At 66.0% G+C, this 25969-nt stretch carries 23 protein-coding genes; 13 read left to right on the top strand and 10 right to left on the bottom strand.

Annotation, left to right across the window (positions count from 1 at the left end):
- Positions 1 to 45 precede the first annotated feature (45 nt).
- From ACFC25_RS18940 to ACFC25_RS18925, 4 genes are all read right to left on the bottom strand, one after another.
- Entirely contained in the window at positions 46 to 1800 is a 1755-nt protein-coding gene (locus tag ACFC25_RS18940) for a thiamine pyrophosphate-dependent enzyme (protein WP_376048028.1), read from the bottom strand.
- A 67-nt stretch (positions 1801 to 1867) separates the two neighbouring features.
- Positions 1868 to 3382 carry an amino acid permease gene (locus tag ACFC25_RS18935; RefSeq protein ID WP_376048025.1) on the bottom strand — a complete coding sequence of 505 codons (1515 nt, stop codon included), beginning with the start codon at positions 3380 to 3382 and terminating at the stop codon, positions 1868 to 1870.
- A gap of 95 nt (positions 3383 to 3477) precedes the next feature.
- Complete coding sequence (locus tag ACFC25_RS18930) at positions 3478 to 4410, bottom strand: glutaminase (RefSeq protein ID WP_337349176.1); 933 nt, start codon at positions 4408 to 4410, stop codon at positions 3478 to 3480.
- Entirely contained in the window at positions 4407 to 6005 is a 1599-nt protein-coding gene (locus tag ACFC25_RS18925; RefSeq protein ID WP_337349177.1) for a helix-turn-helix domain-containing protein, read from the bottom strand. The genes ACFC25_RS18930 and ACFC25_RS18925 overlap by 4 nt, the downstream gene beginning before the upstream one ends.
- 348 nt (positions 6006 to 6353) lie before the next feature.
- Between ACFC25_RS18925 and ACFC25_RS18920 the strand changes: the two genes are divergently transcribed.
- Positions 6354 to 7352: an aldo/keto reductase gene (locus tag ACFC25_RS18920; protein ID WP_376048021.1), complete on the top strand. Its 999-nt coding sequence runs from the start codon at positions 6354 to 6356 to the stop codon at positions 7350 to 7352.
- Positions 7353 to 7620: 268 nt separating this feature from the next.
- On the opposite strand, the gene ACFC25_RS18915 is transcribed toward ACFC25_RS18920, so the two are convergent.
- Positions 7621 to 8379, bottom strand: a complete 759-nt coding sequence (locus ACFC25_RS18915; protein ID WP_376048018.1) for a hypothetical protein — start codon at positions 8377 to 8379, stop codon at positions 7621 to 7623.
- A 559-nt stretch (positions 8380 to 8938) separates the two neighbouring features.
- Here ACFC25_RS18915 and ACFC25_RS18910 point away from each other — a divergent pair.
- From ACFC25_RS18910 to ACFC25_RS18885, 6 genes are read left to right on the top strand one after another with little or no spacing between them, the layout of a single operon-like run.
- Positions 8939 to 10054: an ABC transporter substrate-binding protein gene (locus ACFC25_RS18910; protein WP_337349180.1), complete on the top strand. Its 1116-nt coding sequence runs from the start codon at positions 8939 to 8941 to the stop codon at positions 10052 to 10054.
- Positions 10051 to 10914 (top strand): ABC transporter permease, encoded by an 864-nt coding sequence (locus ACFC25_RS18905; protein ID WP_376048014.1) that lies wholly within the window; start codon positions 10051 to 10053, stop codon positions 10912 to 10914. Before ACFC25_RS18910 ends, ACFC25_RS18905 begins: the two co-directional genes overlap by 4 nt.
- Positions 10890 to 11681: an ABC transporter ATP-binding protein gene (locus tag ACFC25_RS18900; RefSeq protein WP_376048012.1), complete on the top strand. Its 792-nt coding sequence runs from the start codon at positions 10890 to 10892 to the stop codon at positions 11679 to 11681. The genes ACFC25_RS18905 and ACFC25_RS18900 overlap by 25 nt, the downstream gene beginning before the upstream one ends.
- Before the next feature lie 26 nt (positions 11682 to 11707).
- On the top strand, positions 11708 to 13090 hold the full coding sequence (locus ACFC25_RS18895) for an LLM class flavin-dependent oxidoreductase (protein WP_376048009.1): 1383 nt from the start codon (positions 11708 to 11710) through the stop codon (positions 13088 to 13090).
- Positions 13090 to 14442, top strand: coding sequence for an LLM class flavin-dependent oxidoreductase (locus ACFC25_RS18890; protein ID WP_376048007.1), 1353 nt, complete (start codon positions 13090 to 13092; stop codon positions 14440 to 14442). Before ACFC25_RS18895 ends, ACFC25_RS18890 begins: the two co-directional genes overlap by 1 nt.
- Entirely contained in the window at positions 14439 to 15470 is a 1032-nt protein-coding gene (locus ACFC25_RS18885; RefSeq protein ID WP_376048004.1) for an aldo/keto reductase, read from the top strand. Before ACFC25_RS18890 ends, ACFC25_RS18885 begins: the two co-directional genes overlap by 4 nt.
- Positions 15471 to 15564: 94 nt before the next feature.
- Here ACFC25_RS18885 and ACFC25_RS18880 read toward each other — a convergent pair whose 3' ends face one another.
- The gene (locus tag ACFC25_RS18880; RefSeq protein WP_376048001.1) at positions 15565 to 15744 is read right to left on the bottom strand and encodes a hypothetical protein; all 180 of its coding nucleotides are present in this window, start codon (positions 15742 to 15744) and stop codon (positions 15565 to 15567) included.
- Positions 15745 to 15846: 102 nt separating this feature from the next.
- Between ACFC25_RS18880 and ACFC25_RS18875 the strand changes: the two genes are divergently transcribed.
- The gene (locus ACFC25_RS18875) at positions 15847 to 16773 is read left to right on the top strand and encodes an aldo/keto reductase (RefSeq protein WP_376047998.1); all 927 of its coding nucleotides are present in this window, start codon (positions 15847 to 15849) and stop codon (positions 16771 to 16773) included.
- Positions 16774 to 16788: 15 nt separating this feature from the next.
- Here the strand turns inward: ACFC25_RS18875 and ACFC25_RS18870 are convergent, their stop codons facing one another.
- From ACFC25_RS18870 to ACFC25_RS18855, 4 genes are all read right to left on the bottom strand, one after another.
- On the bottom strand, positions 16789 to 17790 hold the full coding sequence (locus ACFC25_RS18870) for a hypothetical protein (protein ID WP_376047995.1): 1002 nt from the start codon (positions 17788 to 17790) through the stop codon (positions 16789 to 16791).
- A 78-nt stretch (positions 17791 to 17868) separates the two neighbouring features.
- Positions 17869 to 18837, bottom strand: coding sequence for an alpha/beta hydrolase (locus ACFC25_RS18865; RefSeq protein ID WP_337349189.1), 969 nt, complete (start codon positions 18835 to 18837; stop codon positions 17869 to 17871).
- A gap of 165 nt (positions 18838 to 19002) precedes the next feature.
- Positions 19003 to 20349: a formimidoylglutamate deiminase gene (locus tag ACFC25_RS18860; RefSeq protein WP_376047992.1), complete on the bottom strand. Its 1347-nt coding sequence runs from the start codon at positions 20347 to 20349 to the stop codon at positions 19003 to 19005.
- The gene (locus ACFC25_RS18855) at positions 20346 to 21545 is read right to left on the bottom strand and encodes an allantoate amidohydrolase (protein ID WP_376047989.1); all 1200 of its coding nucleotides are present in this window, start codon (positions 21543 to 21545) and stop codon (positions 20346 to 20348) included. The genes ACFC25_RS18860 and ACFC25_RS18855 overlap by 4 nt, the downstream gene beginning before the upstream one ends.
- A 214-nt stretch (positions 21546 to 21759) precedes the next feature.
- Here ACFC25_RS18855 and ACFC25_RS18850 point away from each other — a divergent pair, with 214 nt between their 5' ends.
- The 5 genes from ACFC25_RS18850 to ACFC25_RS18830 all read left to right on the top strand — a co-directional run bounded on the left by ACFC25_RS18850 (position 21760) and on the right by ACFC25_RS18830 (position 25968).
- Positions 21760 to 22491, top strand: a complete 732-nt coding sequence (locus tag ACFC25_RS18850; protein ID WP_376048041.1) for an IclR family transcriptional regulator — start codon at positions 21760 to 21762, stop codon at positions 22489 to 22491.
- Positions 22488 to 23594: an ABC transporter ATP-binding protein gene (locus ACFC25_RS18845; RefSeq protein ID WP_376047986.1), complete on the top strand. Its 1107-nt coding sequence runs from the start codon at positions 22488 to 22490 to the stop codon at positions 23592 to 23594. Before ACFC25_RS18850 ends, ACFC25_RS18845 begins: the two co-directional genes overlap by 4 nt.
- Positions 23591 to 24241, top strand: a complete 651-nt coding sequence (locus tag ACFC25_RS18840; RefSeq protein WP_337349194.1) for an ABC transporter permease — start codon at positions 23591 to 23593, stop codon at positions 24239 to 24241. The genes ACFC25_RS18845 and ACFC25_RS18840 overlap by 4 nt, the downstream gene beginning before the upstream one ends.
- Complete coding sequence (locus tag ACFC25_RS18835; protein WP_376047983.1) at positions 24238 to 24957, top strand: ABC transporter permease; 720 nt, start codon at positions 24238 to 24240, stop codon at positions 24955 to 24957. The genes ACFC25_RS18840 and ACFC25_RS18835 overlap by 4 nt, the downstream gene beginning before the upstream one ends.
- 102 nt (positions 24958 to 25059) lie before the next feature.
- Complete coding sequence (locus ACFC25_RS18830; RefSeq protein ID WP_337349196.1) at positions 25060 to 25968, top strand: ABC transporter substrate-binding protein; 909 nt, start codon at positions 25060 to 25062, stop codon at positions 25966 to 25968.
- Position 25969: the final 1 nt, after the last annotated feature.

Below are 25969 nucleotides of genomic sequence, written 5' to 3'. Positions count from 1 at the left end.
GCGGCGGGATGTCCCGCCGTCGTCCGCTGTTGGCTCAGGCTGCGCTCAGTAAGCCTTGACGCGCTGTTCAACAATGAGGTGGATGAGGGCAAAGACGCCGTCCTCATCAATGGCCGCCATGGCGGCGTCCAGTGCCGCCGGAACGTCACAGTCTTCGGTAACAGTGACCCCGAAACCGCCGAAGGCGCGGGCCATCAGGCCAAAGTCCGGGTTCTTCAGCTGGGTTCCGGACACGCGTGCGGGATAGTGCCGCTCCTGATGGGTGCGGATGGTGCCGTATTCCTGGTTGTCCATGACGATTACCAGCGGCGTGGCACCGTACTGTGCCGCGGTGGCCAGCTCCTGGCCGTTCATGAGGAACTCCCCGTCCCCGGCGATCGTGACAACACGCCGTTGGGGCTCGGCCAGCGACGCCGCGATGGCTGAGGGGACCGAGTAGCCCATGGAGCCGTTACGGGCGCTGATCATGGAGGCGTAGCGGCGCGTGGGGAAGTAGCGGTGGGCCCAGTTGGTGTGCTCCCCCGCACCGAAGGTCACCATCGAGTCTTCCGGCAGCCTCGGCACGAGGTTCGCCATCAGGGTGTCCATCCTCGCCTGCCCCGCCGTCGGCGTCGCCGCAGGAAGCGCGGCAAACCGCTCCTGCTCGCCGCGCATCCGCTCCGCCCACGCCTTCCACTCTTCGTTCTCCGGCAGGTCTATGCCCACAAGGTCGCGGACAAAGGCCTCGGGCTTGGCCAGGATTTGCCGCGAAACGGGCCCTGACCGGCCACGGAGCGACGGGTCCACAGTGACCAGGAAGTTTTTCTTGTTCCAGTCCTGCCGGCAGAGGAACCCGTCCGTAATCACATCGCCCGGTACCGTCCCCACAAAGACGAGCAAGTCCGTTTCCTCAAGCAGGTCGTAAGTGGGGCGGGGCCGGCCGTAGCCGATCGGGCCCACATAGGAGGGGGAATCGAAGGAGACTGTTCCCTGCGTCCGCCATTCGGCTGCAGCCGGAATATTGTGCCGCTCGAGCCATCCGGTCAGCTGGTCCGCCGCCTCTTGCGTCCAGTCGTTGCCGCCGGTGACAAACAGCGGCTTGCGTGACTCTGCCAGCGCAGCTTTGAGGGCAGCGGCGTCGGTGCTGCTCATGCCGCCGGCCGCCACGGGGATGGCGGGGTGCAACGCCGGCTCAATCTGCTGCCGAATGATGTCCTCCGGCAAGCCCACCACTACCGGGCCGGGCCGTCCGCTCATCGCCGCAAACATCGCCTCGGCCACGATCTCGGATGCCCGCTCCGCATGGTCAAGGACCATCACGCGCTTCGCGCCGGTATCGAACCAGGCTTTGATGTCGAACTCCTGGAACGCTTCGCGGTCCCGGTGCGCGAAGGGGATCAGGCCGACGAACAACAGCATGGGAGTGGAATCCTGCCACGCGGTGTGCAGCCCCACATGCGCGTTGGCCGCGCCGGGCCCCCGGGTCACCATAGCTATGCCCGGGCGCTGGTGCATTTTCCCGTCCGCTTCGGCCATGTAGGCGGCACCGCCCTCGTGCCGGCACACGATGGTCTCAATCTCCGAGTTGTGCAGGCCGTCCAAAACATCCAGGAAGCTCTCGCCGGGTACCACGTAGGTGCGTTCCACACCGTGGGCCACCAGCGAATCAACAATCACGTGCCCGGCCGATTTCAGCGCGGGGTTGGCCTCGCCTCGGGGCTCGGCCGAATGGCCCGCCTGCCGGGGGCCGTCACTGGAAATTACGACGGCGGCAGGCTGGGTGTGGGATGCGGTCAGGGTTGCTTCGGTTTCCGTTGTCATGGGCTTTCTTTGGCTGTTCGGACTGGTTGTTTGTTAAGGGAGGCGTTCGTCGTAGGTAAGACGGGGCTTATCTAATGGGTGTCGGGTTGGCGATGACGGGGGCGGTGCCGGTGAAGCCGTCGCGGGTTTCGGCGATTTCGCGGATGCGGTTGCGGCAGGCGTACCAGCCGGCGACCATGAGGGCGGAGGCGATGGCGGTGACGAGCATGGTCAGGGGTGAGTCGATGAAGACCATGATCAGGACGCTGATGAGGAAGAGCAGGGAGAGGTAGCCGGTGTAGGGGGCGCCGAACATCCGGAAGGAGGGGCGGGTCAGCCAGCCTTTGTCGGCCCAGCGTTTGAGCTGGATCTGGCACAGGACGATGGTGGCCCAGGTCATGATGATGCCTACGGAGGCGACGTTGAGGACGATTTCGAAGGCCTGGGCCGGGACGAGGTAGTTCAGCGGGACACCGAGGAGGGACACCCCGGCGGTGATCGCGATCCCGCCGTAGGGGACGCCTGCTTTGTTCATCCGGGAGGCGAACTTGGGGGCGGAGCCGTTCACGGACATGGAGCGCAGGATCCGGCCGGTGGAGTACAGGCCGGCGTTCAGGGAGGACAGGGCGGCGGTGAGGACCACGAGGTTCATGATGACGTCCACGCCCTGGATGCCGATGGAGCCGAAGAACGTCACGAACGGGCTGACGCCCTTTTCGTAGGAGGTGTAGGGCAGCAGCAGGGCCAGCAGGATCACGGAGCCGACGTAGAACACCGCGATGCGGAAGACCACGGAGTTGATGGCCTTGGGCATGATCTTTTCCGGGTTTTCGGTCTCGCCGGCGGCGGTGCCGACCAGTTCGATCGAGGCGTAGGCGAACAGGACGCCCTGCATCAGGATGATCATGGGCAGCAGGCCGTTGGGGAAGATCCCGCCGTTATCGGAGAGCAGGCTCAGGCCCACCTGCTGGCCGTCCACGGGGGTGCCGAAGATAACGAAGTAGGTGCCCACGACCAGGAAGATGACCAGGGCCGCGACCTTGATCAGGGCGAACCAGAATTCCATCTCGCCAAAGACCTTGACCGAGACCAGGTTCAGGGCCAGGACCACGACCAGGGCGATCAGCGCCCAGGCCCACTGCGGGACGGCCGCCATCCAGGGGATGTAGTTGCCGAAGAAGTTCATGTACAGGGCCGCGGCGGTGATATCCACGATGGTGGTCGTGGCCCAGTTGATCCAGTAGAACCAGCCCGAAACGAACGCGGCCTTCTCACCGAAGAACTCCCTCGCGTAGGACACGAACGAGCCCGAGGACGGCCGGTGCAGGACCAGTTCGCCCAACGCCCGCAGGATCAGGAACGCGAAGAACCCGCACACCGCGTAAGCAATGACCAGCGACGGGCCAGCGGCGTTCAACCGACCGCCCGCACCAAGGAACAACCCGGTCCCGATCGCACCGCCAATCGCGATCATCTGGATCTGCCGGGGCTTGAGGTTCTTGTGATAACCCTTATCCTCCGCATGCAACGCCGACTCACTGGCATGCGCATGCCCGCCGTCGAGTGGTTTCAGTACAACCTCGTCATTGGGGTTGATGGGCACGGTTGATCCTTTCGATAGGGAGAAGATCCTGCTTGGGTGGGGAAGAAAGTTATGGGTGTGCAGCCGGCGGGTTGGAGTGCGCGCCAGAAAACGGGCTAGAAAACCGACCAGCCAGTGCGGTCGGAAAGGTCGGCGAGGGCCGCAGTGCCGGCGAGGGAGTTCCCCTTGGCGTCCAGCCGGGGACTCCAGACGCAGATCGCGCAAACACCTGGAACGATCACCAGGATTCCGCCGCCCACGCCGCTTTTTCCGGGCAGGCCAACGCGGTAGGCGAACTCGCCCGCGGCGTCGTACATGCCGCAAGTGAGCATGATGGAACCAATGCGTTTCGCTTCGCTGGGGGACACCACGGTTCCGTGGGTCCCCTGGCCGTTCCTGGCAAGGAAGAGCCCGGCCTTGGCGAGTTCCACGCAGGTCATCATGATGGAGCATTGGCGGACGTAGTTTTCCACTACTGATTCCGCTGACTGGGCCAGGTTGCCGAAGTCCTTGAGGAAATGTGCGAGCGCCAGGTTGCGGTTGCTGCTGGAAAGCTCGCTGGCAGCGGCGGCCTCATGGATGAAAGGCCCTGCGCTGCCCGCCTGGTCGGTGAGGAACCGCAAGAGCCGCGTGGCGGCGTCAGGCGTTTCATTCATCAGGTGATCGGTGACCACCAACGCGCCGGCGTTGATGAAAGGGTTCCGCGGGATGCCCTGTTCCGCTTCCAACTGGACCAGGGAGTTGAAGGGGGTGCCGGACGGTTCGCGCAGGACCCGGGACCACAGTGTTCCTGCCCTGTCGCCCCGAAGCGCCATCGCCAGGGTGAACACCTTGGAGATGCTCTGGATGGAAAACGGGACGCCGGAGTCGCCGGAACTGAACACCTCCCCGGACGCGGTGGCAACTGCGATGCCAAACATGTTGAAGGGAACTGCCGCCAGGAAGGGGATGGAGGCCGGAACCGAGCCGCTTTCGCGCTCCGGCCGGTGACGGCGGACGATGTCGTCGAGAATCTGGCCCAACGGTGGGGCCTCAAGGGTCGTGGTCATTTCGTGCCTAAATGTTCTTTGTTCGTGCCGGCCCATTCCTGGATATGGAGCAGGGCCACCAGGGCGTCCCGGGGGTCGCCGAAGTCCAGGCCGGTGGCCCGGGAAGCTTTGCTGATGCGGTAGTAGACGGTGTTCTTGTGCAGCTTCATCCTGCTGGCGCATTCGGCGACGTCCAGTGCGGCGTCGAAGTAGGCGTGCAGGGTTTCTGCGAGTTCGCCGTCCTGCTGCAGCAGCGCGGAAAGGCCGCGGTGGCGGAAGGTGGAGGACGTGAAGTTCTGGACCGCCTCCCGGAAGAGGATTTCTGCCTCGAAGTCGTCCACGGTGGCTACGGCCTTGTCCGGAGACGTACCGACGCAACTCAGCAGGGCCTCGGTGATGCGGGTGGTTGAGTGGATGGACAGCAAGTCCGGGACCACTGGACCGACGGCGGCGAACGGGCTGATGCCCAGGTGCTTGGCTGCATCCCGGACGATTGCGTCGGCCAGGCTCCGCAGCCCTGGCTCCGCGGCGGTTGACTGCAGGCCCGGGACAATCACGGCGGTGTCGCCCTTGAACTGGCCCACGACGGCGGACGCCTTGAAGGCAGCCGCATGGATGGACGCAAGGTTGGCGAGTTCGCCGTGCTTCAGTGCGGCGTCGTCAGCCTGGGCTTCGGCATCCGAGATTCCTATCAGGATCAAAGCGGCGGGGCGTTCAGCAGGGATTTTCTCGCTGTGGGCGCTGGCCGCGGCTTCCGCCGGTCCTGACAGGATCCGGGCAATGCGGTCTTCGCGCATGTGCACAGACTGCTGGTTGCGGTACCGGATCAGCTCGGCGGAAGCCCGGGCGGCAGATCCGTTGAGCACGTACTCTACGTCCGTGCCGAAGCCGCCCCCGGTCTCCTGCAGCCAGATGTAGCCCATGATCCGGTCCCCGGCGAACAGTGTGATGGCCACCCGTTCCCGGAGCCCGTCCTGTGGCCGGGCGGGTACCCGCACCGGCAGCCGGGTCCTGTGCAGTTCACGGTAGGCGCCCAGGTCCTTGAGCAGCAGCTCGTATTTACGCGGACCGCGGCGGGCCAGGATGGAGGCCTTGCGCAGCTCGTCGATGTCGTTCGAAACGGTGGAGTATGCCAGCACCTTGTTGGCTGCATCTTCGATGAGCACGTGGCTGGAGGTGAGCCTGGCGGTGGTCTGGGCGATGGCGAACAGGTCCTCTTCCAGCAGCGTCAGCACTTCGCTCTGGTAGCTGCGCGGCTGGATGCGGTCCTTGGCAATGGACAGGAGCCGGTCCCAATCGGCCCCCGGATCCACCAGGAGCAGGCCCGTACCGGCGTCGCGGAGCAGTTCCTCAGCTTCGGCGAGCTCTTCGCGCATTCCCTTGACGGCGACCACCGGCGGAGGGTTCTTCAGGAGCCGGCGCAGCGCGGGCAAAGCCGAGCGGCCACGGACGCCGATCAACAGCACAAAGGCCGCGCCGCCGTCGGGCGCTTCATCATCCGCATCCACGATCAGGAACCGTTCGATCGCGGAGCTGGCCGGGGCCGGCCGGAGGATGAGGCTGGCGAAACCCAAGGGGAGATCCGAAAGGATATCCTCCACCGTAACCGCTGCCATGGCTTCCTTTTTCGCGTCGATCTCACCGGACGGCTCTGTCCGGTCACCCCATGCTATCGAGGCACGCGGCGGCAAAATATGGAAGCCATTCCAAAGGCACTGGCAGCTTTTCGGGTAGCTGACCAAGTTGGGCGGGTTGGCAGCCCTGTATGGCCGTCAATGCCCGAAGCGGCTGGCAGCGAAGCGGGCCCTTAGCAGCTTTCCCGGAGCCCGGCCGGCTCCAAAGGGTGTACTGACAGACCCTGCCGCGCATCTCCAGGCGGGGTTAGCGTTTCTGGGACAGCGCGGTTCAGCCATAATCGGAAATTTTGTGCCGCCTTCCCTTCTTTCGACACAGGAGCATGACACATGGATAAGCGCACCCTGGGCACCAGCGGCCTCGAAGTCTCCGCCATCGGGCTGGGCTGCATGAGCATGAGCGGCGGCTACAGCGACAGGCCCGACCGGCAGGAGATGATCTCGCTGATCCGCGCCGCCGTGGACCGCGGCGTCACCTTCTTCGACACCGCCGAGATCTACGGCCCCTACGCCAACGAGGAACTGGTGGGTGAGGCGCTCGCCCCGTATAGGGGCGAGGTGGTGATTGCCACCAAGTTCGGCTGGGACATCGACCCTGCCGAGCGCAAGCCAAGCGGAAAGGTCACCAGCCGTCCCGACGTCATCAAGCACGTGGTGGAGGGCTCGCTCCAACGGCTCGGCGTTGAGGCCATTGACCTCTACTACCAGCACCGCGTGGACCCCGACGTCCCCATTGAGGACGTGGCCGGGGCGGTCAAGGAACTGATCGACGCCGGCAAGGTGAAGCACTTCGGCATGTCCGAGGCCGCCGCAGGGACCATCCGCCGGGCCCACGCGGTCCAGCCCGTGACCGCCGTCCAGAGCGAATACTCGCTGTGGTGGCGGCGCCCCGAAGAAGACGTCCTGGCCACGTGCGAGGAACTGGGCATCGGGTTTGTGCCTTTCAGCCCGCTCGGCAAGGGCTTCCTGACCGGCACCATCGACACCTCGACAAGCTTCGAGGCCGGCAACGACATCCGCGCCACTATCCCCCGCTTCACCCCCGAGGCCAGGGAGAACAACCGCGTAGTGGTGGACCTGCTCACCGGGATCGCGGAGCGCAAGGGCGCAACCCCAGCCCAGATTGCCCTAGCCTGGCTCCTTGCCCAGAAGCCCTGGATTGTTCCGATCCCCGGGACCCGCAAGCTGCACCGGCTGGACGAAAACCTCAGCGCTGCCGGCGTGGCACTGTCCGCGGACGAACTCACCGAAATAGAGGACGCCGCCGCGAAGATCCAGGTGCAGGGCGGCCGGTACAACGAGGCCGGGGAACGCATGACCAACCTCTAAAAGGACCGCGCTCCCGCCGATCCGAGTGGGCAACCGGCGTCGAACCTTCGCCTGATCGGAAGCCCCCGCGCGAGTTGAACTCCAGCGCGGGGGCTTCCCAGGCTTCGGGGTTGGGGAACGATCCGAAGCCGAATTCAATGTACTGGTCCCGGGGAACCGCCTTGACCAGTCCGGGCCATATCCGGGAAATCTTGACGGAACCTTGAGCCAGCCGGCTGGCTGGGCCGGCCTAGGTCACACGGCCCGCCCCTCAAGCAGGCCGCGCCTCTCAAGCAGGCCGCAGCGAGGTGATCATCCGCCGGATGTCCTGGTACTCGTCCGTTTCCATGTACTTCTTCGCCTGTTCCAGGATCGGCAGGGACGAAGCCCCCGGCGTCACGTTGTTCTCCGGGTTGAAGAACGCACCGAACATGGCGGCAGTGGGAGGCCAGTTGAAGAAGTGGAAGATGCAGGACGCGGAGTCGCCGGTGGGTGCCGGGACCGAGGTGATGCCGTAGGCCGCCGCCGGCGTGTCCGCCGGTCCAGGTGTGGCGCTGTTCCCTCGGGTCTCGTACATGAACCGCGGAGTCCCCTCACCTTGCACCAACTGCGGCAATTCCTCGGAATCCAGCACAGAGTATGGATACCTGTCCATGCATGTGGACCCGACGGCCATGTTGGTCCGAAGCGTCGCCAGTGGCTTGCCGGCTTCGTTGGTCACCTCCGCGAAGGCACCGCCGCCCTCAGGAAGCTCCCCCGCCGGATCCTTGACGCTCCACGCGGCCGGATAGTCGAACGTCAACTGGCCGTCCGCCGTCGTGAAACTGGTCCAGGCGGCCGACGCCGGCGCGCTGGGACTCGGCGAAGCCGTGGCACTTGGCGAGGCGGTCGCCGTCGGCATGGCAGTTGTGGTTCCCGTCGCGGAGGTGACGGTGGGGCTGGGACTCGACGTCGTCGTCGGTCCCGCCTGCGGGCCGCAGCCCGTGAAAAGCAAGGCCATCAGAATGGCTGTAGGAAAAACCGCGCCTGACGCGGCTGGACTGCGCATCACACCCTCCTTTGGGTTTGAGTTAGGTGCTTTAAATTGTGGAGCGCGCGGGCGCGCCGGGATCCGCCAACGGCCCTTTTGGCGCCGAACCGTTGCGGCGATAACAAAACACGCGCACCCTCTAGGCGGCCCTCCCGCAAGATGACGCTCCGGTGAAGCCGCGTTGCGGAACATGGCGCCGGATTGCCCGGTTTGGCCTTATTTTGCGCCTTCCGTGGCGTCATAAGTAGCCCGGTTTCGTCCCGTTTAGCTTCCATTGCGGGGTGCTGGCCAACACCCTTGAGGCCGTGTTTAGGTGGTGTCACGGCACAGGCCAGGCCGCACCGCATAACAAACGCATGACGACAGGAGGACCCGATGCCGCACATAGCCAGCTGCACCAATGGCACCCATGCCGCAGGTTCTCCGTGTTGCTGCCGGGCCTGATCCGCCGGGTCTGATCCGCTTCCGCTGACCGGCGCAGCCCTCCTAGATTTCGATTCATCCCGCTCCCGGGTGCACCCCGGGCCAGCCTTGCTGTGCCCTCATCCCGTCCCCCGTTTCCAAGAAAGGCCACACCATGTCCTTCGCTGCACCGTCCGCACCTCCCTCCACCCAAGGGCATTCCACCTTCACCCGGCGCCGCGCCCTGGGCGCCCTCCTGGCCTTGCCCGCGCTCGGCGTCCTCACCGCTTGCGGCGGGAGCGCCACCGCCGGCAACACCCAGCCAACGCAGGCAACGTCCCCTCTGGCCGCCGAAGTGCCCGCCGGTACCACCATCACCGTGGGCGACCCCACGGTCAAGGTGGCCCTGGAGCTGTCCGGCCTGAACAAGGAACTGGACTTTAATGTGGAGTTCGCCAACATCTCCGGAGGCCCGCAGACCACCGAAGCCTTCCGGGCAAACGCCCTGGATGTCGGTTCCGTGGCTGACATCCCGCCGATCCACGCCACCTGGACCGGCCTGGACGTGCGCATCATCGCCAGTGCCTTCCGCCAGGACGCCGTGAACCACCCCCTCTATGAACTCGGCATCGCTCCCGGAGCGGGAATTTCCTCCCTGCAGGACCTGCGCGGCAAGAAGATCGCCTACAGCCCGGGACAGGCCCAAGGCGCCCTGGTGCTGCGGATCCTGGAAAAAGCCGGGCTCGGGCAGGACGATGTAAAGCTGGTGGAGCTGCCCAGCACCGGCGACGTCTATTCCACCGCCCTAGCCAGCAAGCAGGTGGATGCCGCACCAATCGGCGGCGTGCAGATCAAGCGCTACCTCTCCAAATACAAGGCCGACGGCGCCTCCACCCTCCGGCACGGCCTGCGGGACGACCCCGGCCACCTGTACTCCCCCGCCAAGGTCCTGGATGACCCCGCCAAGGCAGCGGCCCTCGCCGCGTACGTCAAGGTGTGGGGCAAGGCCCAGCGGTGGATCGAGGACCACCCGGCGGAATGGCTCGAAGGCTACTACGTCAAGGACCAGGGTCTTTCCCGCGAGGACGGCCAGTACCTGATCGATGCCGCGGGCAAAAGGGACGTGCCCGTGTCCTGGACGGAAGCCATCGAACGGCACCAGCAGACCATCGACCTGCTGGCCCGGGAGCAGAAGAAACCCGAACTGGTCGCGGCGGACCTGTACGACACCCGCTACGAAGCCATCGCGGGCACCGCCTTCGCCGAGGCTGCAAAGGCAGGTGCCGCATGAGCGCCGCGGCCGTGGTGGAACGAACCGCCTTCGCACCCCACCAGGACCCGGCAGTCGCCGGACGTGAGGATGTACGGCCCACGGGCCGCAGGCTGGGACCCGGACGACGACGGCGGCTCGCCGGGCTGTTGGGCCCATCGGCTTTGCTGCTGCTCTGGACAGCCGCCTCGGCAACAGGGCTGCTGGACCCCCGCATCCTCTCCGAACCATGGACCGTGGTGGCTACGGCAGGTGAGCTGATTGCCGATGGACGGCTCCAGGAAAACCTCGCCATCTCGGCTCAGCGGGCGGGACTGGGGCTGTTCTTCGGCATCGTCGTGGGCGCCGTGCTGGCCCTGGTCTCCGGGCTCAGCCGGGCAGGCGAGGCGTTCATCGACGGGCCAGTGCAGATCAAGCGCGCCATCCCGGGCCTGGCCCTGATTCCGCTCCTCATCCTGTGGTTCGGGATCGACGAGACCATGAAGGTCCTCACCATCACCCTCGGCGTCTTCGTTCCCATCTACCTCCAGACCCACGCTGGCCTCCGCGGCATTGACCTGCGCTACGTCGAACTGGCGCAAACAGTGGGCCTGAGCCGTGCAGGCTTCATCCGCCGCGTGGTACTCCCCGGCGCCCTGCCCGGCTTCTTCCTGGGCCTCCGCTTCGCGGTCACCGGGGCCTGGGTGTCCCTGGTGGTGGTGGAGCAGATCAATTCCACCAGCGGCATCGGCTACATGATGGAACTCGCCCGCACCTATGGCCAGACCAACATCATCGTCCTCGGACTCGCCGTATACGGCATCCTCGGCCTGCTGTCCGACGGCGTTGTCCGCTTCATCGAACGAAAGGCACTCTCATGGCAGCGCACGCTGGCGGGCTGACCGCCGTCGCACCTTCCCGCACCAAAGCGCCCACGGAGGCACCGCTGGTTTCCGTCCGTGGCCTCGTCCGCGGCTTCGGGCCGAAGGGCGTCCTGAACGGTGTGGACCTGGACATCGCCCCCGGCGAGTTCGTAGCCCTGCTGGGTCCCAGCGGCTGCGGCAAAAGCACGCTCCTGCGAGCGCTGGCCGGACTGGACCACGATGTGAAAGGCAGCGGTGTCATCAACGTTCCGGAGCGGGTGTCGGTGGCCTTCCAGGACTCCCGCCTGCTGCCCTGGGACACGGTTCTGGGCAACGTCACGCTGGGACTGGGAGGTCACGACGCCGACACGAAGGCCCGCAGGGCCCTCGCCGAAGTGGGACTCGCGGGCCGCGAAAAATCCTGGCCGCATGAGCTCTCCGGCGGTGAGCAGCAGCGCGTTGCACTGGCCCGCTCCCTGGTCCGTGAACCGCAGCTACTGCTGGCCGACGAACCCTTTGGCGCGCTCGACGCGCTGACCCGCATCAAGATGCACGGCCTGCTCCGCGACCTCGTGGCCGCGCATCGGCCCGCCGTCCTGCTGGTCACCCACGACGTGGACGAGGCCATCGCCCTGGCCGACCGGATCGTGGTCCTGGACAGCGGCCGCGTGGCAACTGTGCGCACAGTTGCGCCGGAGATTGGCACCTCCGCTGCCGGAACCCCCACAGACGCCGCCGGACACGAAGCCCTGCGCCGCGATCTGCTCACTGCCCTCGGCGTCGAAGTCACCGTCGCCAGCCACTAAATCACTTCACCCCTTAGGAGCACCCCATGAGTTCCCAGAGTCCTGATTCCACCCAGCGCAAACTTCACCTCAACGCCTTCCTGATGAGCACCGGCCACCACGAGGCCTCGTGGCGCCTGCCCGAAAGCGATCCCCATTCCAGCACCAACGTGGAGCACTACAAGCAGCTGGCCCGCACCGCCGAACGCGGCAAGCTGGACTCCATCTTCTTCGCCGATTCTCCGGTCCTCTTCGGCGAGGTGGGCCGCCGCCCGGCCGGGAAGCTTGAGCCCACCGTGCTCCTGACCGCGATCGCCGCCGCCACAGAACACATCGGCCTGATCGCCACCGCCTCCACCACCTACAACGAGCCGTTCAACCTGGCCCGACGCTTCGCGTCCGTGGACTGGGTCAGCGGTGGCCGCGCCGGATGGAATGTGGTCACCACTGCCGGTCCCGACGCCGCCCGCAACTTCGGCGTGGACGACCAGCCCGCACACGCAGTCCGGTACGAGCGTGCCGCCGAGTTCATCGAGGTGGCGCAGAAGCTTTGGGACAGCTGGGAGGACGACGCGGTCTTGGCGGACAAGGCCGACGGCGTCTGGGCGGATTCCGAACGGATCCGCACCATCGACCACGAAGGCAAACACTTCAAGGTCCGTGGCCCGCTCAACGTTCCCCGTTCACCACAGGGTCACCCGCTGATTGTCCAGGCCGGCTCCTCGGAGGATGGCAAGGACCTTGCCGCCCGATACGCCGATGCCGTCTTCACCGCCCACCAGACTCTCGCCGACGCGCAGGACTTCTATCGGGACCTCAAGAAGCGAACCGCAGCCGTCGGCCGTGATCCGGAGACCATCAAGATCCTTCCGGGCATCGTCCCGGTCATCGGGGCCACGGCGGAGGAAGCCCAGGCCCTCGAACATGAACTGGACCGGCTGATCAAGCCCGGGTACGCCCGGATCCAGTTGGCCAAGACTCTCCGCGTAGCGCCCGAGGACCTGCCCCTGGACCGCCAGCTGCCGGACAACCTGCCCAGCGAGGATGAAATCGAGGGCGCCAAGAGCCGCTACACCCTGATCGTTCAGCTGGCACGCCGGGAGAAGCTCACAGTCCGGGAACTGATCGGACGCCTGGGCGGCGGCCGCGGCCATCGGACCTTCACCGGCACGCCTGTCCAGGTGGCGGACGCCATCCAGGAATGGTTCGACGGCGGCGCCGCGGACGGCTTCAACATCATGCCGCCCGTGCTGCCCTCGGGGCTCGAAACGTTTGTGGACCAGGTGGTGCCCATCCTGCAGGAGCGCGGCCTGTTCCGCACCGAATACACGGGCCGGACCCTGCGGGAGCACTACGGCCTGGAGCGTCCTGTAAACCTCTTTACGGGTGCCGAAGCGCCGGAGCTCGCTTCGATCGGGTCGGCGCTCTAGTGGCCCGGCAGCTGAAGCTCAATCTGTTCATCTACCCCGGCGGCCACCATGAAGCAGCCTGGCGGCACCCGAAGTCCCAGCCGGACCGGCTGCTGGACATCAGCTTCTACCAGGAGCTCGCGCAACGCGCGGAGAGGTCCAAGTTCGACGCGGTGTTCTTCGCGGACGGGCCGGCACTGGAGAGCAACGTGCAGTACGCCACCAGGTTCCGTCTGGAGCCCTTCACCTGGCTGTCCGCGATCGCCGTCGCCACCGAACGGATCGGCCTCATTGGCACGGCGAGCACCACCTACCTGGAGCCGTACAACGCGGCCCGGCTGTTCGCGTCGCTGGACCACGTCAGCGGCGGCCGGGCGGGCTGGAACATCGTCACCACCGGCGCCGAACGGGCAGCCCGGAACTTCGGCCTGGACGAGCACCCGCCGCACGCCGAACGCTACTCCCGCGCAGACGAATTCGTTCGGGTGGTGGGCAAGCTCTGGGACAGCTGGGAGGACGGGGCGGTGGTGTCCGACGCCGGCACGGGAGTTTTCGCCGATACCTCACGGATCCACCCGATCGGGCATGAGGGCGAGCACTTCCGGGTGGAAGGGCCCCTAAACACCCCTCGGTCCCCGCAAGGCCGGCCGGTCTACGTGCAGGCAGGCTCCTCCGCCGACGGTAAAGCCTTCGCGGCCCAGCATGCGGAAGCCGTGTTCACCGCACACCAGACCCTGCAAAGCGCGCAGGGGTTCTACGCCGACATCAAGGCGCAGGCGTCAGCGGCCGGCCGTGATCCGGACAAGCTCCTGGTCCTTCCCGGCATCAGCCCTTACCTGGGCTCCACCGAGGCGGAGGCGCGCGCTCTGCGCCAGGAATTCGACGAACTGACCCAGCCGGAATACGGGCTCGGCATCCTCCGGAAGCTGCTGGGCGTTGACTTGGACGGGCTCAGGCTGGACGACACTTTCCCGGAGGAGCTGCTGGCTGCCGCGGGCCGTGAGAGCAGCCGGAGCCAGCTGTTGTTGGAAGTCATCCGCCGGGAACGCCTCACTGTGCGCCAGGTCCTGCACCGCTTTGCCGGCGCCCGCGGCCACTACGCCGTGGCCGGAACGCCGGTGCAGGTGGCGGACGAGATCCAGCGCTGGTTCGAAAACGGGGCGGCCGACGGGTTCAACATCATGCCGCCCTGGCTGCCCGGCGGCTTCGAGGCCTTCGCCGATGAGGTGGTCCCCATCCTGCAGGCCCGCGGCCTGTTCCGGACCGAATACTCGGGCCGGACACTGCGCGAACACTTCGGGCTGGACCGGCCCGAGAGCCAGTACAGCCAGCAAGTTCACCACCACCAGCAACTTCAAGGAGCATCCGCATGACCGACTACCGCAGCCTCGGTGCCACCGGCATCAAGGTCAGCCCCCTGACCCTTGGCACCATGATGTTCGGGGCCATCGGCAACCCGGACCACGACGACTCCATCCGCATCATCCACCGGGCGCTCGAGTCCGGCATCAACGTGGTGGACACGGCCGACGTCTACTCCCAGGGCGAGTCCGAAACCATTGTGGGCAAGGCCCTGAAAGGCCGCCGCGACGAGGTGGTCCTGGCCACGAAGGTCCACGGGCGCCTCGGCGAGGACGTGAACCAGGCCGGCAATTCGCGCCGCTGGATCATCCGCGCTGTGGAGGACAGCCTGCGCCGGCTGCAGACGGACTGGATCGACCTCTACCAGGTGCACCGGCCGGAACCGGACACCGACATCGACGAGACTCTCGGCGCATTGTCCGACCTCGTCCGGCAGGGCAAGATCCGCTACATCGGAACGTCCACATTTGAGCCGGGGCAGATCGTAGAGGCCCAGTATGTGGCCCGCGAGCGCCACCGGGAACGGCCGGTGGCGGAACAGCCGCCCTACTCCATCCTGGCGCGGGGCGTGGAACGTGAAGTCCTGCCGCTGGCCCAGCGCCACCGGCTGGCCGTGCTGCCGTGGAGCCCGCTGGCCGGCGGTTGGCTCTCCGGCCGGATCAGGCCCGACGGCGGCCACGCCCCCTCCAGCAGGGCCGCCCGGCAGCCTGCCCGGCACGACCCCTCGACCGCCGAGAACGCGCGCAAGACGCAGGCGGTGCTGGAGTTGACTGAACTTGCCGACCAGGCCGGGCTGTCCCTGATCCACCTGGCGCTGGGATTCGTGCTTGAGCACCCGGCCGTCAGCTCGGCGATCATCGGCCCGCGGACGCTGGAGCAGTTGGAAGGGGCCCTGGGAGCGGACAAGGTGAGCCTGTCCTGCGATGTCCTGGACCGGATCGACGAGATCGTCCCGCCCGGCACCACGCTGAACGTCGCGGACAGCGGCTACCAGCCGCCGTCGCTCCTTGATCCGCTGCTGCGGCGCCGCAGCCGGTAATGGCCTAGGCTCACCATTCCAAACACACATCGACTGCTCCGTAACTGCCGTTCTGAGCCGCCAAAAGGGCGCTTCCGGAGCAGTCGATGGGAAGTTAGTCCGGCTCCGGAGCTTCTTCGGGTTCGAAGGTGTTGGGCTCGTTGGTGGCACCCAGGCCCACGCCTTCCTGCCCGGCGGGGACGCCGCCGTCGTCCTTCTCCTTGTCAGCCCCGCCGTTGGCTGCCGGTTCCTGCGCGTCGTCGTCGGGCAGGGATTCGGGTGAGTTGATGGTCATGGCTCCTCCTGGGTGTGTGGTCAATCACACTATCAAGTGGGTGAAGCAGGCAGAATAGCGGAGAGAAAGCCCTTTCTGAGCCTCCCACCCGAAGGAACATCCGTGGAATACCGCCCCCTTGGCCGCACCGGCCTGTCCGTGTCTCCCGTCTGTGTCGGCACCAGTTCGCTGGGCAGCCACCCCGCGCCCCACGGAACCGACACCGCCGTCGCCACCATCCGCCGGGTCCTCGAAGGCCCCTTCAACTTCATCGACACGTCCAATGAATACGGGCAGACGAACAGTGAGCGCCGCATCGGCCAAGCCCTCGCGGAAGCCGGTGGGCTGCCCCAGGGCGTTGTGGTGGCCACGAAGGTGGACCCCATCCGCGGAATCAATGACTTCTCCGGCGACCGGGTCCGCCGGTCCGTGGAGGAAAGCCTTGAACGGCTCGGCCTGGACCGGCTCCAGCTGGTGTACCTCCACGATCCGGAGAAGATCACCTTCGAGGAAGGCATCGCGGCGGGCGGCCCGCTGGAAGCGCTGATCGAGCTGCGCGACCAAGGCGTCATCGGGCACCTGGGCGTAGCTGGCGGGCCGATCGACCTTGAACTGAAGTACCTCGCACTCGATGTGTTCGACGTCGTCATCAGCCACAACCGCTACACGCTCGTGGACCAGACCGCCGAGCCGCTCATCCAGGACGCCATGGACCGTGGGGTGGCGTACGTTAACGCGGCACCGTTCGGCGGCGGCATGCTGGTCAAGGGTCCGGACGCCGCCCCCACCTACTGCTACCGCCCGGCCAGCGAGGCCATCATCGGGCGGGTCAAGCAGATGGAGGCGATCTGCAAGGAATACGGAGTGCCGCTGGCTGCCGCCGCCCTGCAGTTCTCCACCCGGGATCCGCGGGTCAGCTCCACGATTGTTGGAATGTCGGAACCTGGACGCGTCGAGGAAACCGTCAAGCTCGCGGAGTGGGACATCCCTGAGGATTTCTGGGATCAGATTCTGCCGCTCGCGGCGGCCGGGACCGGCGAGCTGGGCTAATCGGAATAGAGCGGACTACTGACCTAACGTTGTGGCGGAGAGCCTGAACAGTGTCAGGACAAGGGACAGGCGCACACGCCCTGTCGCCGTGAGGATATCGAACCCAACCGCCTGCGAGTACTCGGCGGTGCGGCTCTGCACGGTGGAGTGGTGGAGGCCAACCTCGTCGGCGGCTGCCCGGAGGCTGTTCGTCGCCGCAATGGCCTCAAGGAGCACCAGCGCCTTGGGTTGAGCACGCAGCAGCCCTTTCAGAGCCGTGAGGTCAGGGATCTCAAACGCGGAGGAATCTGCCAGCTCCGCAAAGACCAGCAGGCTTCCCAGGTCATCGGCGAGCAGCCGCGGATTCTGCGGGCCAGTCAGCCGCAGCGCGAGGAGCGCCGAGTCCCACGACCTCTCAAGCGCGCCTGGCAGCACAGCCAGGCCGACCCCCGAGCGGGACTCAGGCCGTGCATCGGCGGGCCTGCACACAGCTGCCCGGACGGGCCCTACCTCTGTGTAGATGACTGCACTTGGTCCCGGCAGCACCGTTGCGGCGGGGACGGCCACCACGCGGTAGGCCGTGTCCCGGTCAAGATGGAGCATGGCGGCCGCATCCATCCGCCGGTCCAGGGGCGCGGTACGGTCAATGACCGTCGCGACAGCCCGGCGGGTGGCGGCCACCGGGCTGGTGCGGTCGAACGAGATCCCCAGCGCAATCGCCACGCGCTCAAGGATCATCTCATCATTGGCGAAGGCGGGCCCGGACCGCTCAATCCACACACGCCCGCCATCACCGAAGTCATGTCCGGGCCAGGCACCGGGCGCCCCGGGCACGGTTTTCGTACCGGAGGCGTCAACGCGAAGGGTGTTCCCGTCAACCGCGTATCCCGCCGGGCAGCCGCTGAGCACCGCGGCGCCTTTCAGCAGGATGTGGGCACTGGCATGCCCGTCAACGAGCGCATCAAAGTACGCGATCACCTTGAGGCCTTCGGATGCCTCGGGGTCAAGCGCTTTGAGGCGCCACACCAATCCCTGCATATCTGCCGCTTCGTTGAGGTCGCTACTGGTCCGAAAATCCTACTCTGTCCGCCACCTGCCGGGGAGCGTGCCGAGGCGTCAGGCGCCGAGGATGCGGCGAACCCATCTCGTCCGTACGGCCCGGGCCTGGATTGACATTGCGGCCTGCGGAACAAGCATGTCGAAACCGTGGAATCCGCCGGCCCAGACGTGCAGCTCCGCTACGCCTCCAACGGCCCAGATTGCCGACGCGTAGGCCACCACCTCGTCCCTGAACACTTCTCCAGTAGCTACGTCAACGAAGGCAGGCGGCAGGTTGGACAGGTCAGTTGCCCGGGCAGGGGCTGCGTAGACGGACACGTCCGACGTCTTGCGCCGGTCACCGAGCAAGGCGTCCCAGCCGGTGTCGTTGCTGGTGCGGTCCCACAGCCCGAAGCCGTCAATCTGGTAGCTGGAGACAGTTTCGTTGCGGTCATCGAGCATGGGGCAGATCAGCACCTGGGCGGCCAACGCCGGACCTCCACGGTCCCGCGCCATCAGGGCCACTCCCGCGGCCAGCCCGCCGCCGGCACTGGCTCCAGCGATGATGAGGCGTGCCGGGTCGAAGCCGAGCTCCTCGGCATGGGCGGCGGTCCAGACAAGGCCGGCATAGCAGTCCTCCACGGGCGCCGGGTCCGGGTTCTCGGGGGCGAGACGGTACTCGACCGACACCGCGACAGCATTCATGAGTTCCACCCACTCAATGAGCATGTCCGCCCCCAGGAAGCGGTCCCCGATGACCATGCCGCCGCCATGGGTGTGATAGATCCCCGGGCCGCCGGGAACGTGATCAATCCTGGTGAAGATCGAAACCACCAGGTCGGGTGCCCCGTCCGGGCCGGGGATGGTTCGCTCTACGTGCCTCACGGCGTGACCTGCAAGCTGCTCTTCGATGGGTGATGTGAGCGGCGCACCCCGCATCCCGGGAATCATATCCGGGGTCAGCGTGGGGTTGAGCAGATCTCCCAGAGCAGTCAGCGTTGCCCCGAGTTCAACATCAAAGGGCGGGGCTTTGTGGATCGGTTTCATAGTGTCTCCTGGTGGCTTGGTCACCGCGTTGTGACCTGAATCAGCCTAGGTAGTCCATCTGCCGATTCTAACCGCCAGCAGCACTCAAACCGGGCTGTCTGGACCGCCGGATGGCGGTCATCTGGCCATCAACGTCGCTCACCGCGAACAAGGACATGTCCTCGCTCAGGAAAAGTTCTCGAGCGCGTCCGTCAGCAGTCGTCCCGGTGCGCCCAGGCGGTGGTGAACGCCGTCGGACGCCACGAGCTCTCCATTGACGACCACCGCCGTGACATCGGCAGCGGTGGCGCTCAGGGGGAGTTGTTGCGGCTTCGATCCCGCCGTCCGGACCGAACCGGTGGCCACAGCCACCAGGTCGCAGACAGCGCCAACCCGCAAAGCCTCCGGTGCCACCGGCGTGGCCATGGACCGGGCCGCCCCTTCGGTAGCCGCGTGGAGCAGCTCCTCAGGAGAAAACCGGCCGCGTTCCCCCGAGCCCAGGCGTTCCCCGTGTTCCAGCGCCCGCATTTCGATCCAGGGGTCGATCACGGCGTGCTGGTCTGTCCCCAGCGCGATGGTAGCCCCGGCATTGGCCAGTGCCCGGGCGGGGCCAATGCCGTCCGCGAGGTCCGCCTCGGTGGTGGGACACATGACCACGGTTACCCCGGCGTTTCCGAGCAAAGCGATGTCCTCATCCGTCAAATGGGTGCAGTGGACTGCCGACAGGCGCGGGCTCAGCAGGCCGTGCCGGTCAAGGAGTCCCGTGGGCGTCAGTCCGTGCGCTGCCAGGCACGCCGCGTTCTCCGCAGGCTGCTCGCTCAGGTGGATGTGAAGCGGCATGTCGTGCGGCAGCTTGTCGGCCACCACGGCCAGGTCCGCCTCCGGCACCCCGCGGACGGAGTGAAGCGCGGCCCCCACACTGACCATGCCGGGCGGGAAGCTCCGGGCGATTTCCGTCCGAAGGGAAGCCACCCGGTCCAGCCATGCCTGCACGTCCCGGTCCCCGAACCTGGCCTGTTCAGGACTCAGCGGCAGTCCGATGCCGCCGGCAAGATACAGGGTGTCCAGGAGGGTCAGCCGGATCCCGGCGGCGGTGGCCGCCCTGGCCAGGGCAAGCTCCATGGCGTGCGGTTCCGGGTATGGCTTGCCGCCGGGCTGGTGGTGGACGTAGTGGAACTCGGCCACACTGCTGTAACCCGCCACCACCATCTCCGTGAAGACCGCCGTCGCGAGCTGCTCGTAGGCGTCGGGCGTCAGCTCCGCCGCGCTGCGGTACATGTGCTCCCGCCAGACCCAAAAGTCGCCACGGTTGTGGTGCGTGCGGCCGCGCAGGATCCGGTGGAAGGCGTGTGAGTGGGCATTTGCCGCGGCCGGGAAAACCACGCCGGACAGGATATGCGCCTCCGGGGAAGGGTCAACGGACGGAGCGATGCGTGTGATCCGGCCGTCCTGCACCTCGATCTCCACCCGTCCGGCAACTGCGGGACCGGTGCCGCCGTCGAACATTGCCGCCTCGCACCAGTACCGCATCACAGCAGCCCTTCCAGGACGTCCGCGAGTGCGGCAGCGCCGGTGCCGGCGTCCTCATCGGTGACGTGTTCCTCCGGGGAGTGCGAGATTCCGCTAGGGTTCCGGACGAACAGCATGGCGGACGGCACAAATCCGGCCAGCACACCGGCGTCATGACCTGCCCCGGTGGCCAGCAGCGGCGCCCCCGGCAGCATCCCGCTGATGGTTCGGGTCAGGCCCTGGTCAAAATGGACCGTTCCGCTGTAGGACTCCTCAGTCAGCATGACCGTGCACCCTTCTTCGGCTGCCAGCCGCTGGGCCCTGCCATGGATTGCTTCGATGAGCCTGGCCGTGACGGCGTCGTCCGGGTGGCGGGCGTCCAGCCACATGTCCACGCGGGAGGCGATAACGTTCGTTCCGCCCGGCACCGGGATGAGGCGCCCCACCGTGGCGCGTGCATCGGGCTGGCGGGCGGCGGCCTGCCGGATGGCCACAATGATTTGCGCGGCAGCCACCATCGGATCCGCCCGGTCCTCCATCAGGGTAGTCCCGGCGTGGTTGCCCTGGCCGCTGATACTCAGCTTCCAGCGGCCGTGGCCGAGGATGGAACTTCCGACGGCGATGGCCGGGCCGCGCGCTCCGAGGCCCTTTCCCTGCTCCACATGAAGTTCGACAAAGTCACCGATACGCGCCAGCGCCTGTGGATCCGGACCGATGTGACGGGGGTCCAGGCCATTGGCGCGGGCGACGTCGGCGAACGTGTTGCCGTCAGCGTCGCGCAGGTTCCGCGCTTTGTCGACGTCGATGGCTCCTGTGAGAAGGCGTGACCCGAGGCAGGCCACTCCAAAGCGGGAGCCCTCCTCTTCGGGGAAGGCGGTGATGGCCAGGGAGCGTCGCGGCTGCACTCCCCGGGCTTTGAGGAGATCGACGGCGGCAAGCGCGGAAGCTACCCCCAGCGGGCCGTCAAAGGCCCCTCCGCCGGGGACGGAGTCAAGGTGGCTGCCGGTAACCAGGGCGCCGTCCTCGGGCTGACCCCACCACGCCCAGATGATGCCGTTTCGGTCAGTTTCGACCTCCAGGCCACGCTGGCGCGCCTCGTCGATGAACCAGGCCCTCAGGTCGAGTTCCGCCGTCGAGTAGACGGCCCGGGAATAGCCTCCGCGGACCGCGTCGCGGCCCACGTCCTTGATGGAGTCAAGGAGCTGGTTGACGGTTTCCACATGTACCTCCGATTAGTACGAACTGCCACCAAGTAAAAAACCAGTTTCCATTGCATGGCAAGGCCTCGGGAGGAATGCCGCCGACACTTAACAGGTCCGCAACATGCCGGAAACGTGATCGTCCCACCAGGGGCCGGTCAACCTGGATTTTGTGAAGAGCGTGTGAAATGTAGGCGCGATCTATTGTCATCGAATGAAAGCTGGTTTTTACTTAGTGGCAAGAGATAGTGATTCGGACCACTCGAAAGCGGGTCAACCAGTGGCTGCAGATTCTTCAACCCGGACAGTGGAACGGGCCTTGGCGCTTTTGAGCGCTGTGTGTACAGACGGGGCCATCAGCCTCAGTGACGCAGCCCGGGTGGTTGACTTGTCCGCCAGCACGGCCTTGCGCCTGCTCCGGACGCTCGAGGCCAGCGGGTTCGTTTCACGGGACCCGGGCGGAAACTTCCGGCCGGGTGCCAGCGTCATCCAACTCGGTGCACTGGCCCTGGGCCACGAGTCCCTGGTCTCCCTGTGCACTCCGGCTATGAAGGGACTCGTCGCAAAGTTCGGGGAGTCCTGCTATCTCAGCATTCCCGGCGCTGGGGACACCGGAATCTACATAGCAATAGTTGAAGGAACCCACTCGATCCGGCATGCCAGCTGGGTCGGCAGAAGCATCCCGCTGGAGGGATCGGCCGCAGGCAAGGTCCTCACCGGCGGCGAGTCCGAACGCGGCTTCGCCATCATGCGAAGCGGCGTTGAAGACGATGTGACGGCCGTTGCCGCCCCAGTCATCATGGGCGGCCGGACCGTGGCTGCCCTGAGCATCGTGGCCCCCAGTTACAGGCTGGATGAAACGAAGGCAATGACAATCGGCGAGGACTTGGCGACAGTGGCCAAAACCATTCTCAATACGCCCTCCGAAGACCATGGAAAGCCGCTGGAAAGCATGGATACAAAATGATCAGGTTTGAAAGCGTTACCAAGACTTACCCGGACGGGACAGTGGCCGTGGACGGGTTGGACCTCCAAGCCCCCACCGGCAAGCTGACCATCCTTGTCGGCCCGTCCGGCTGCGGGAAGACCACCTCGCTCCGGATGATCAACCGCCTCATCGAACCCACCAGCGGAACCATCTACCTTGATGACCAGCCCACTTCCGGGATGGACGCGGCATTGCTCCGCCGCAGGATCGGCTACGTGATCCAGCACGCGGGGCTTTTCCCGCACCGCACCATCGTGGACAACGTAGCCACCATGCCGCTGCTGCTCGGCGAGAGCCGGCAGCAAGCACGCAAGAAGGCCCTTGAGCTCATGGAGCGCGTTGGCCTTCCGGCGAACTTCGCCAAGCGCTACCCCTGGCAGCTCTCGGGCGGCCAGCAGCAGCGTGTTGGGGTGGCCCGCGCCTTGGCATCGGATCCTGCGTTCATGCTGATGGACGAACCGTTCAGCGCCGTGGACCCGGTGGTCCGGGCGCAGCTCCAGGACGAGTTCCTCCGCCTCCAGCGAGAAATCGGCAAGACCATCATCATGGTTACCCACGACATCGACGAAGCCCTCAAGCTCGGGGACCAGGTGGCTGTGATGCGCGTCGGCGGGAAGCTCGCCCAGATGGCCACGCCGTCGGAGCTTCTCACTTCTCCGGCAGACGAATTCGTAGCCGACTTCGTAGGACGCGACCGGGGCTACCGTTCGTTGGGCTTCACTAATGTGGCCGGAGCCGTGACGGTGAGCGAAGAGGCCGTGGTCCAGCTCGGAGACTCCGCCGCGGAGGCGCGTGCGAGGGCCACTGGGGCATGGGTCCTGGTAGTCGACGGCGGACGAAAACCGCTTGGCTGGGCACAGCCCGAGCTGGTAGTCGGCGAGCTGAAGCGGGAGCACCTGAACCTCAGCGGCACGTCTGCGACATCGGCCGGGACCATGCGCCAGCTTCTGGACGCAGCGCTGTCCTCCCCCAGCCGCCGCGGCGTCGTCGTCAACGACCGCGGTGAACTCATCGGCACGGTAACTGCGTCCGACATCGTCAAGGCCATCGAGGCCGAACCACATCTGGAGACGGCCCGATGAACATTGAATGGCTGGGCCGCCAGTTCGACAATATTGTGTTCCTGCTCGGCTGGCATGTCCTGCTCGCCGTCACCCCTCTGATCCTTGGCCTGCTGATTGCCCTGCCCTTGGGCTGGTGGGCACACCGCAGCCGCCGGATCTACCCCCTCCTGGTAGGCATCGCGGGCCTGCTGTACACCGTGCCCTCGCTTGCATTGTTCGTCCTGTTGCCGTTGGTGCTGGGCACCAAGATCCTGGACCCCATCAACATCGTGGCCGCGCTGACCATCTACACTGTGGCGCTGCTGGTCCGAGTGGTTGCCGATGCCCTGGATTCTGTTCCCGAAGATACCGTCCAGGCGGCGAAGGCCATGGGCTACCGCGGCTACCAGAGCCTCCTGAAAGTTGAACTTCCCGTCGGCGTGCCGGTGATCGCCGCCGGCCTCCGCGTAGCAGCGGTCTCCAACGTCAGCCTCGTGTCAGTGGCTGCACTCCTCGGCATCCCCCAGCTCGGTTCGCTCTTCACCCAGGGCTTCCAGCTACGGTTCTTCACCCCGATTATCGCCGGAATCATCCTCTGCGTGGTCCTGGCCATGATCATTGACGGATTGATCATCCTCCTCAACCGGTGGCTGACACCGTGGACCCCCAAGGTGGTGGCAGCATGATCAACTACTTGTTCGACCCCGCGCACTGGACCGGTGCCGACGGCATCCCCAACCTGATCGGTGAGCACCTCGTTTACTCGCTCATCGCCCTCGCCATCGCGGCCGTGATAGCGGTTCCGCTCGGCGTCTACATCGGTGTCACCGGCAAAGGCGTCTTCATGATCGCCGGCCTGGCCAATGCCCTCCGCGCCCTCCCCAGCGTGGGACTGCTGATCCTGCTGGTCCTGCTGATCTCACCGGCCTTCCCGTCCAAGATGGGCTACATCCTTCCGAGCCTTATCGTCTTGGTGCTGCTCGCGGTGCCGCCCATCCTGACCAACACCTATGCCGGCATCCGCGCCGTGGATGCTGCCGCCGTCGACGCCGCCAAGGGCATGGGCTTTCGCACCGTGAAGATTCTCACAGATGTTCAGCTCCCCTGCTCGCTCCCCTTGGTACTGTCCGGTGTCCGAAGCGCCTTGCTGCAGATCATCTCGACGGCGACCATCGCCGCCTACATTTCGCTCGGCGGACTCGGCCGCCTGCTGATCGATGGCAAGGCCCAGAACGACTACAGCCAGATGGTTGCCGGCGCCGTGCTGGTGGCCCTGATGGCCCTTGTTTTCGACCAGTTACTTGCCTTCATCACGCGTCGGATCGTCTCACCAGGACTGACCCGGCGCACCATCAAATCGGCCGCTGCGGCCGACACCGTGCAAATCCCCGCTACGGTCTGACTCACCACCCCACGCAACATCCCCAACCGCCGTCCGGCAACCCGACCCACCCCAACCTGGCCGCTGCATGCCCCGCGCCAGCCTCCCCAGAGAGCCATTAACATGAAAAAGTACCTGACCGGCATCACCCTCGCGGCTACTGCAGCCTTGGCCCTGACCGCCTGCGGCGGGGATCCCATGAGCAGCTCCAACACCCAGGCCGCTGCTTCGAGTGACAGCATCATTGTCGGCTCCGCGGACTTCCCCGAAAGCCAGCTCATCGCCAAGATCTACGCCGAAGCCCTCAAGTCCAAGGGCGTCCAGGTGACCGAAAAGCCCAGTATCGGCAGCCGCGAAGTCACCATCCCGGCACTCAAGGACGGTTCCATCGACCTCATGCCCGAATACGGCGGAGCACTCCTGCAGTACCTTGATTCGTCGACCAAGGCAGTCTCCTCCGAAGAAGTCGCCAAGGAACTGGCCACCAAGGTCCCGTCCGGGCTGACCATGCTGACGGCCTCAGAAGCAGAAGACAAGGATGTCCTGGCTGTCAAGAAGGAAACAGCCGAGAAGCACAACCTCAAGACCATCAGCGACCTCCAGCCCGCGGCCAAGGAACTCGTCCTGGGCGGCCCCCCGGAGTGGAAGACCCGCATTAACGGCGTCGCCGGCCTGAAGTCCGTCTACAACTTGGAGTTCAAGGAGTTCTCGGCGCTCGACGCCGGTGGCCCGCTGACGCTCAACGCTCTTCTTTCGGGCCAGGTACAGGTGGCCGACCTCTTCAGCACCGACCCGGCGCTGGCCGCCAACAACCTGGTTGCGCTCGAAGACGACAAGAACCTCTTCCTGTCCGAGAACATCGTCCCGGTCATCAACGAGAAGAAGTCCACGGCCACCGTCAAGGAGGTCCTGGACAAAGTCTCGGCCGCGCTCACCACGGAAGACCTCATCGAGATGAACGGCCGCGTGGCGAAGTTCGAGGACATCGGCGAGATCGCCCAGGACTGGCTCAAGTCCAAGAACCTGGTCTAGG

The sequence above is a fragment of the Pseudarthrobacter sp. NPDC055928 genome, from assembly GCF_042270935.1.
Lineage (GTDB): Bacteria > Actinomycetota > Actinomycetes > Actinomycetales > Micrococcaceae > Arthrobacter.
Note: the sequence above shows the minus strand (reverse complement) of the source record. Positions and strands in the feature narration are given on the sequence as shown.

Excerpts from the sequence above, each read along its gene's own strand:
- ACFC25_RS18940 (WP_376048028.1), bottom strand. The coding sequence starts at position 1,800 with ATGACAACGGAAACCGAAGCAACCCTGACCGCATCCCACACCCAGCCT.
- ACFC25_RS18930 (WP_337349176.1), bottom strand. The coding sequence starts at position 4,410 with ATGACCACGACCCTTGAGGCCCCACCGTTGGGCCAGATTCTCGACGAC.
- ACFC25_RS18925 (WP_337349177.1), bottom strand. The coding sequence starts at position 6,005 with ATGGCAGCGGTTACGGTGGAGGATATCCTTTCGGATCTCCCCTTGGGT.
- ACFC25_RS18920 (WP_376048021.1), top strand. The coding sequence starts at position 6,354 with ATGGATAAGCGCACCCTGGGCACCAGCGGCCTCGAAGTCTCCGCCATC.
- ACFC25_RS18915 (WP_376048018.1), bottom strand. The coding sequence starts at position 8,379 with ATGCGCAGTCCAGCCGCGTCAGGCGCGGTTTTTCCTACAGCCATTCTG.
- ACFC25_RS18910 (WP_337349180.1), top strand. The coding sequence starts at position 8,939 with ATGTCCTTCGCTGCACCGTCCGCACCTCCCTCCACCCAAGGGCATTCC.
- ACFC25_RS18905 (WP_376048014.1), top strand. The coding sequence starts at position 10,051 with ATGAGCGCCGCGGCCGTGGTGGAACGAACCGCCTTCGCACCCCACCAG.
- ACFC25_RS18900 (WP_376048012.1), top strand. The coding sequence starts at position 10,890 with ATGGCAGCGCACGCTGGCGGGCTGACCGCCGTCGCACCTTCCCGCACC.
- ACFC25_RS18895 (WP_376048009.1), top strand. The coding sequence starts at position 11,708 with ATGAGTTCCCAGAGTCCTGATTCCACCCAGCGCAAACTTCACCTCAAC.
- ACFC25_RS18885 (WP_376048004.1), top strand. The coding sequence starts at position 14,439 with ATGACCGACTACCGCAGCCTCGGTGCCACCGGCATCAAGGTCAGCCCC.
- ACFC25_RS18880 (WP_376048001.1), bottom strand. The coding sequence starts at position 15,744 with ATGACCATCAACTCACCCGAATCCCTGCCCGACGACGACGCGCAGGAA.
- ACFC25_RS18870 (WP_376047995.1), bottom strand. The coding sequence starts at position 17,790 with ATGCAGGGATTGGTGTGGCGCCTCAAAGCGCTTGACCCCGAGGCATCC.
- ACFC25_RS18865 (WP_337349189.1), bottom strand. The coding sequence starts at position 18,837 with ATGAAACCGATCCACAAAGCCCCGCCCTTTGATGTTGAACTCGGGGCA.
- ACFC25_RS18845 (WP_376047986.1), top strand. The coding sequence starts at position 22,488 with ATGATCAGGTTTGAAAGCGTTACCAAGACTTACCCGGACGGGACAGTG.
- ACFC25_RS18840 (WP_337349194.1), top strand. The coding sequence starts at position 23,591 with ATGAACATTGAATGGCTGGGCCGCCAGTTCGACAATATTGTGTTCCTG.
- ACFC25_RS18835 (WP_376047983.1), top strand. The coding sequence starts at position 24,238 with ATGATCAACTACTTGTTCGACCCCGCGCACTGGACCGGTGCCGACGGC.
- ACFC25_RS18830 (WP_337349196.1), top strand. The coding sequence starts at position 25,060 with ATGAAAAAGTACCTGACCGGCATCACCCTCGCGGCTACTGCAGCCTTG.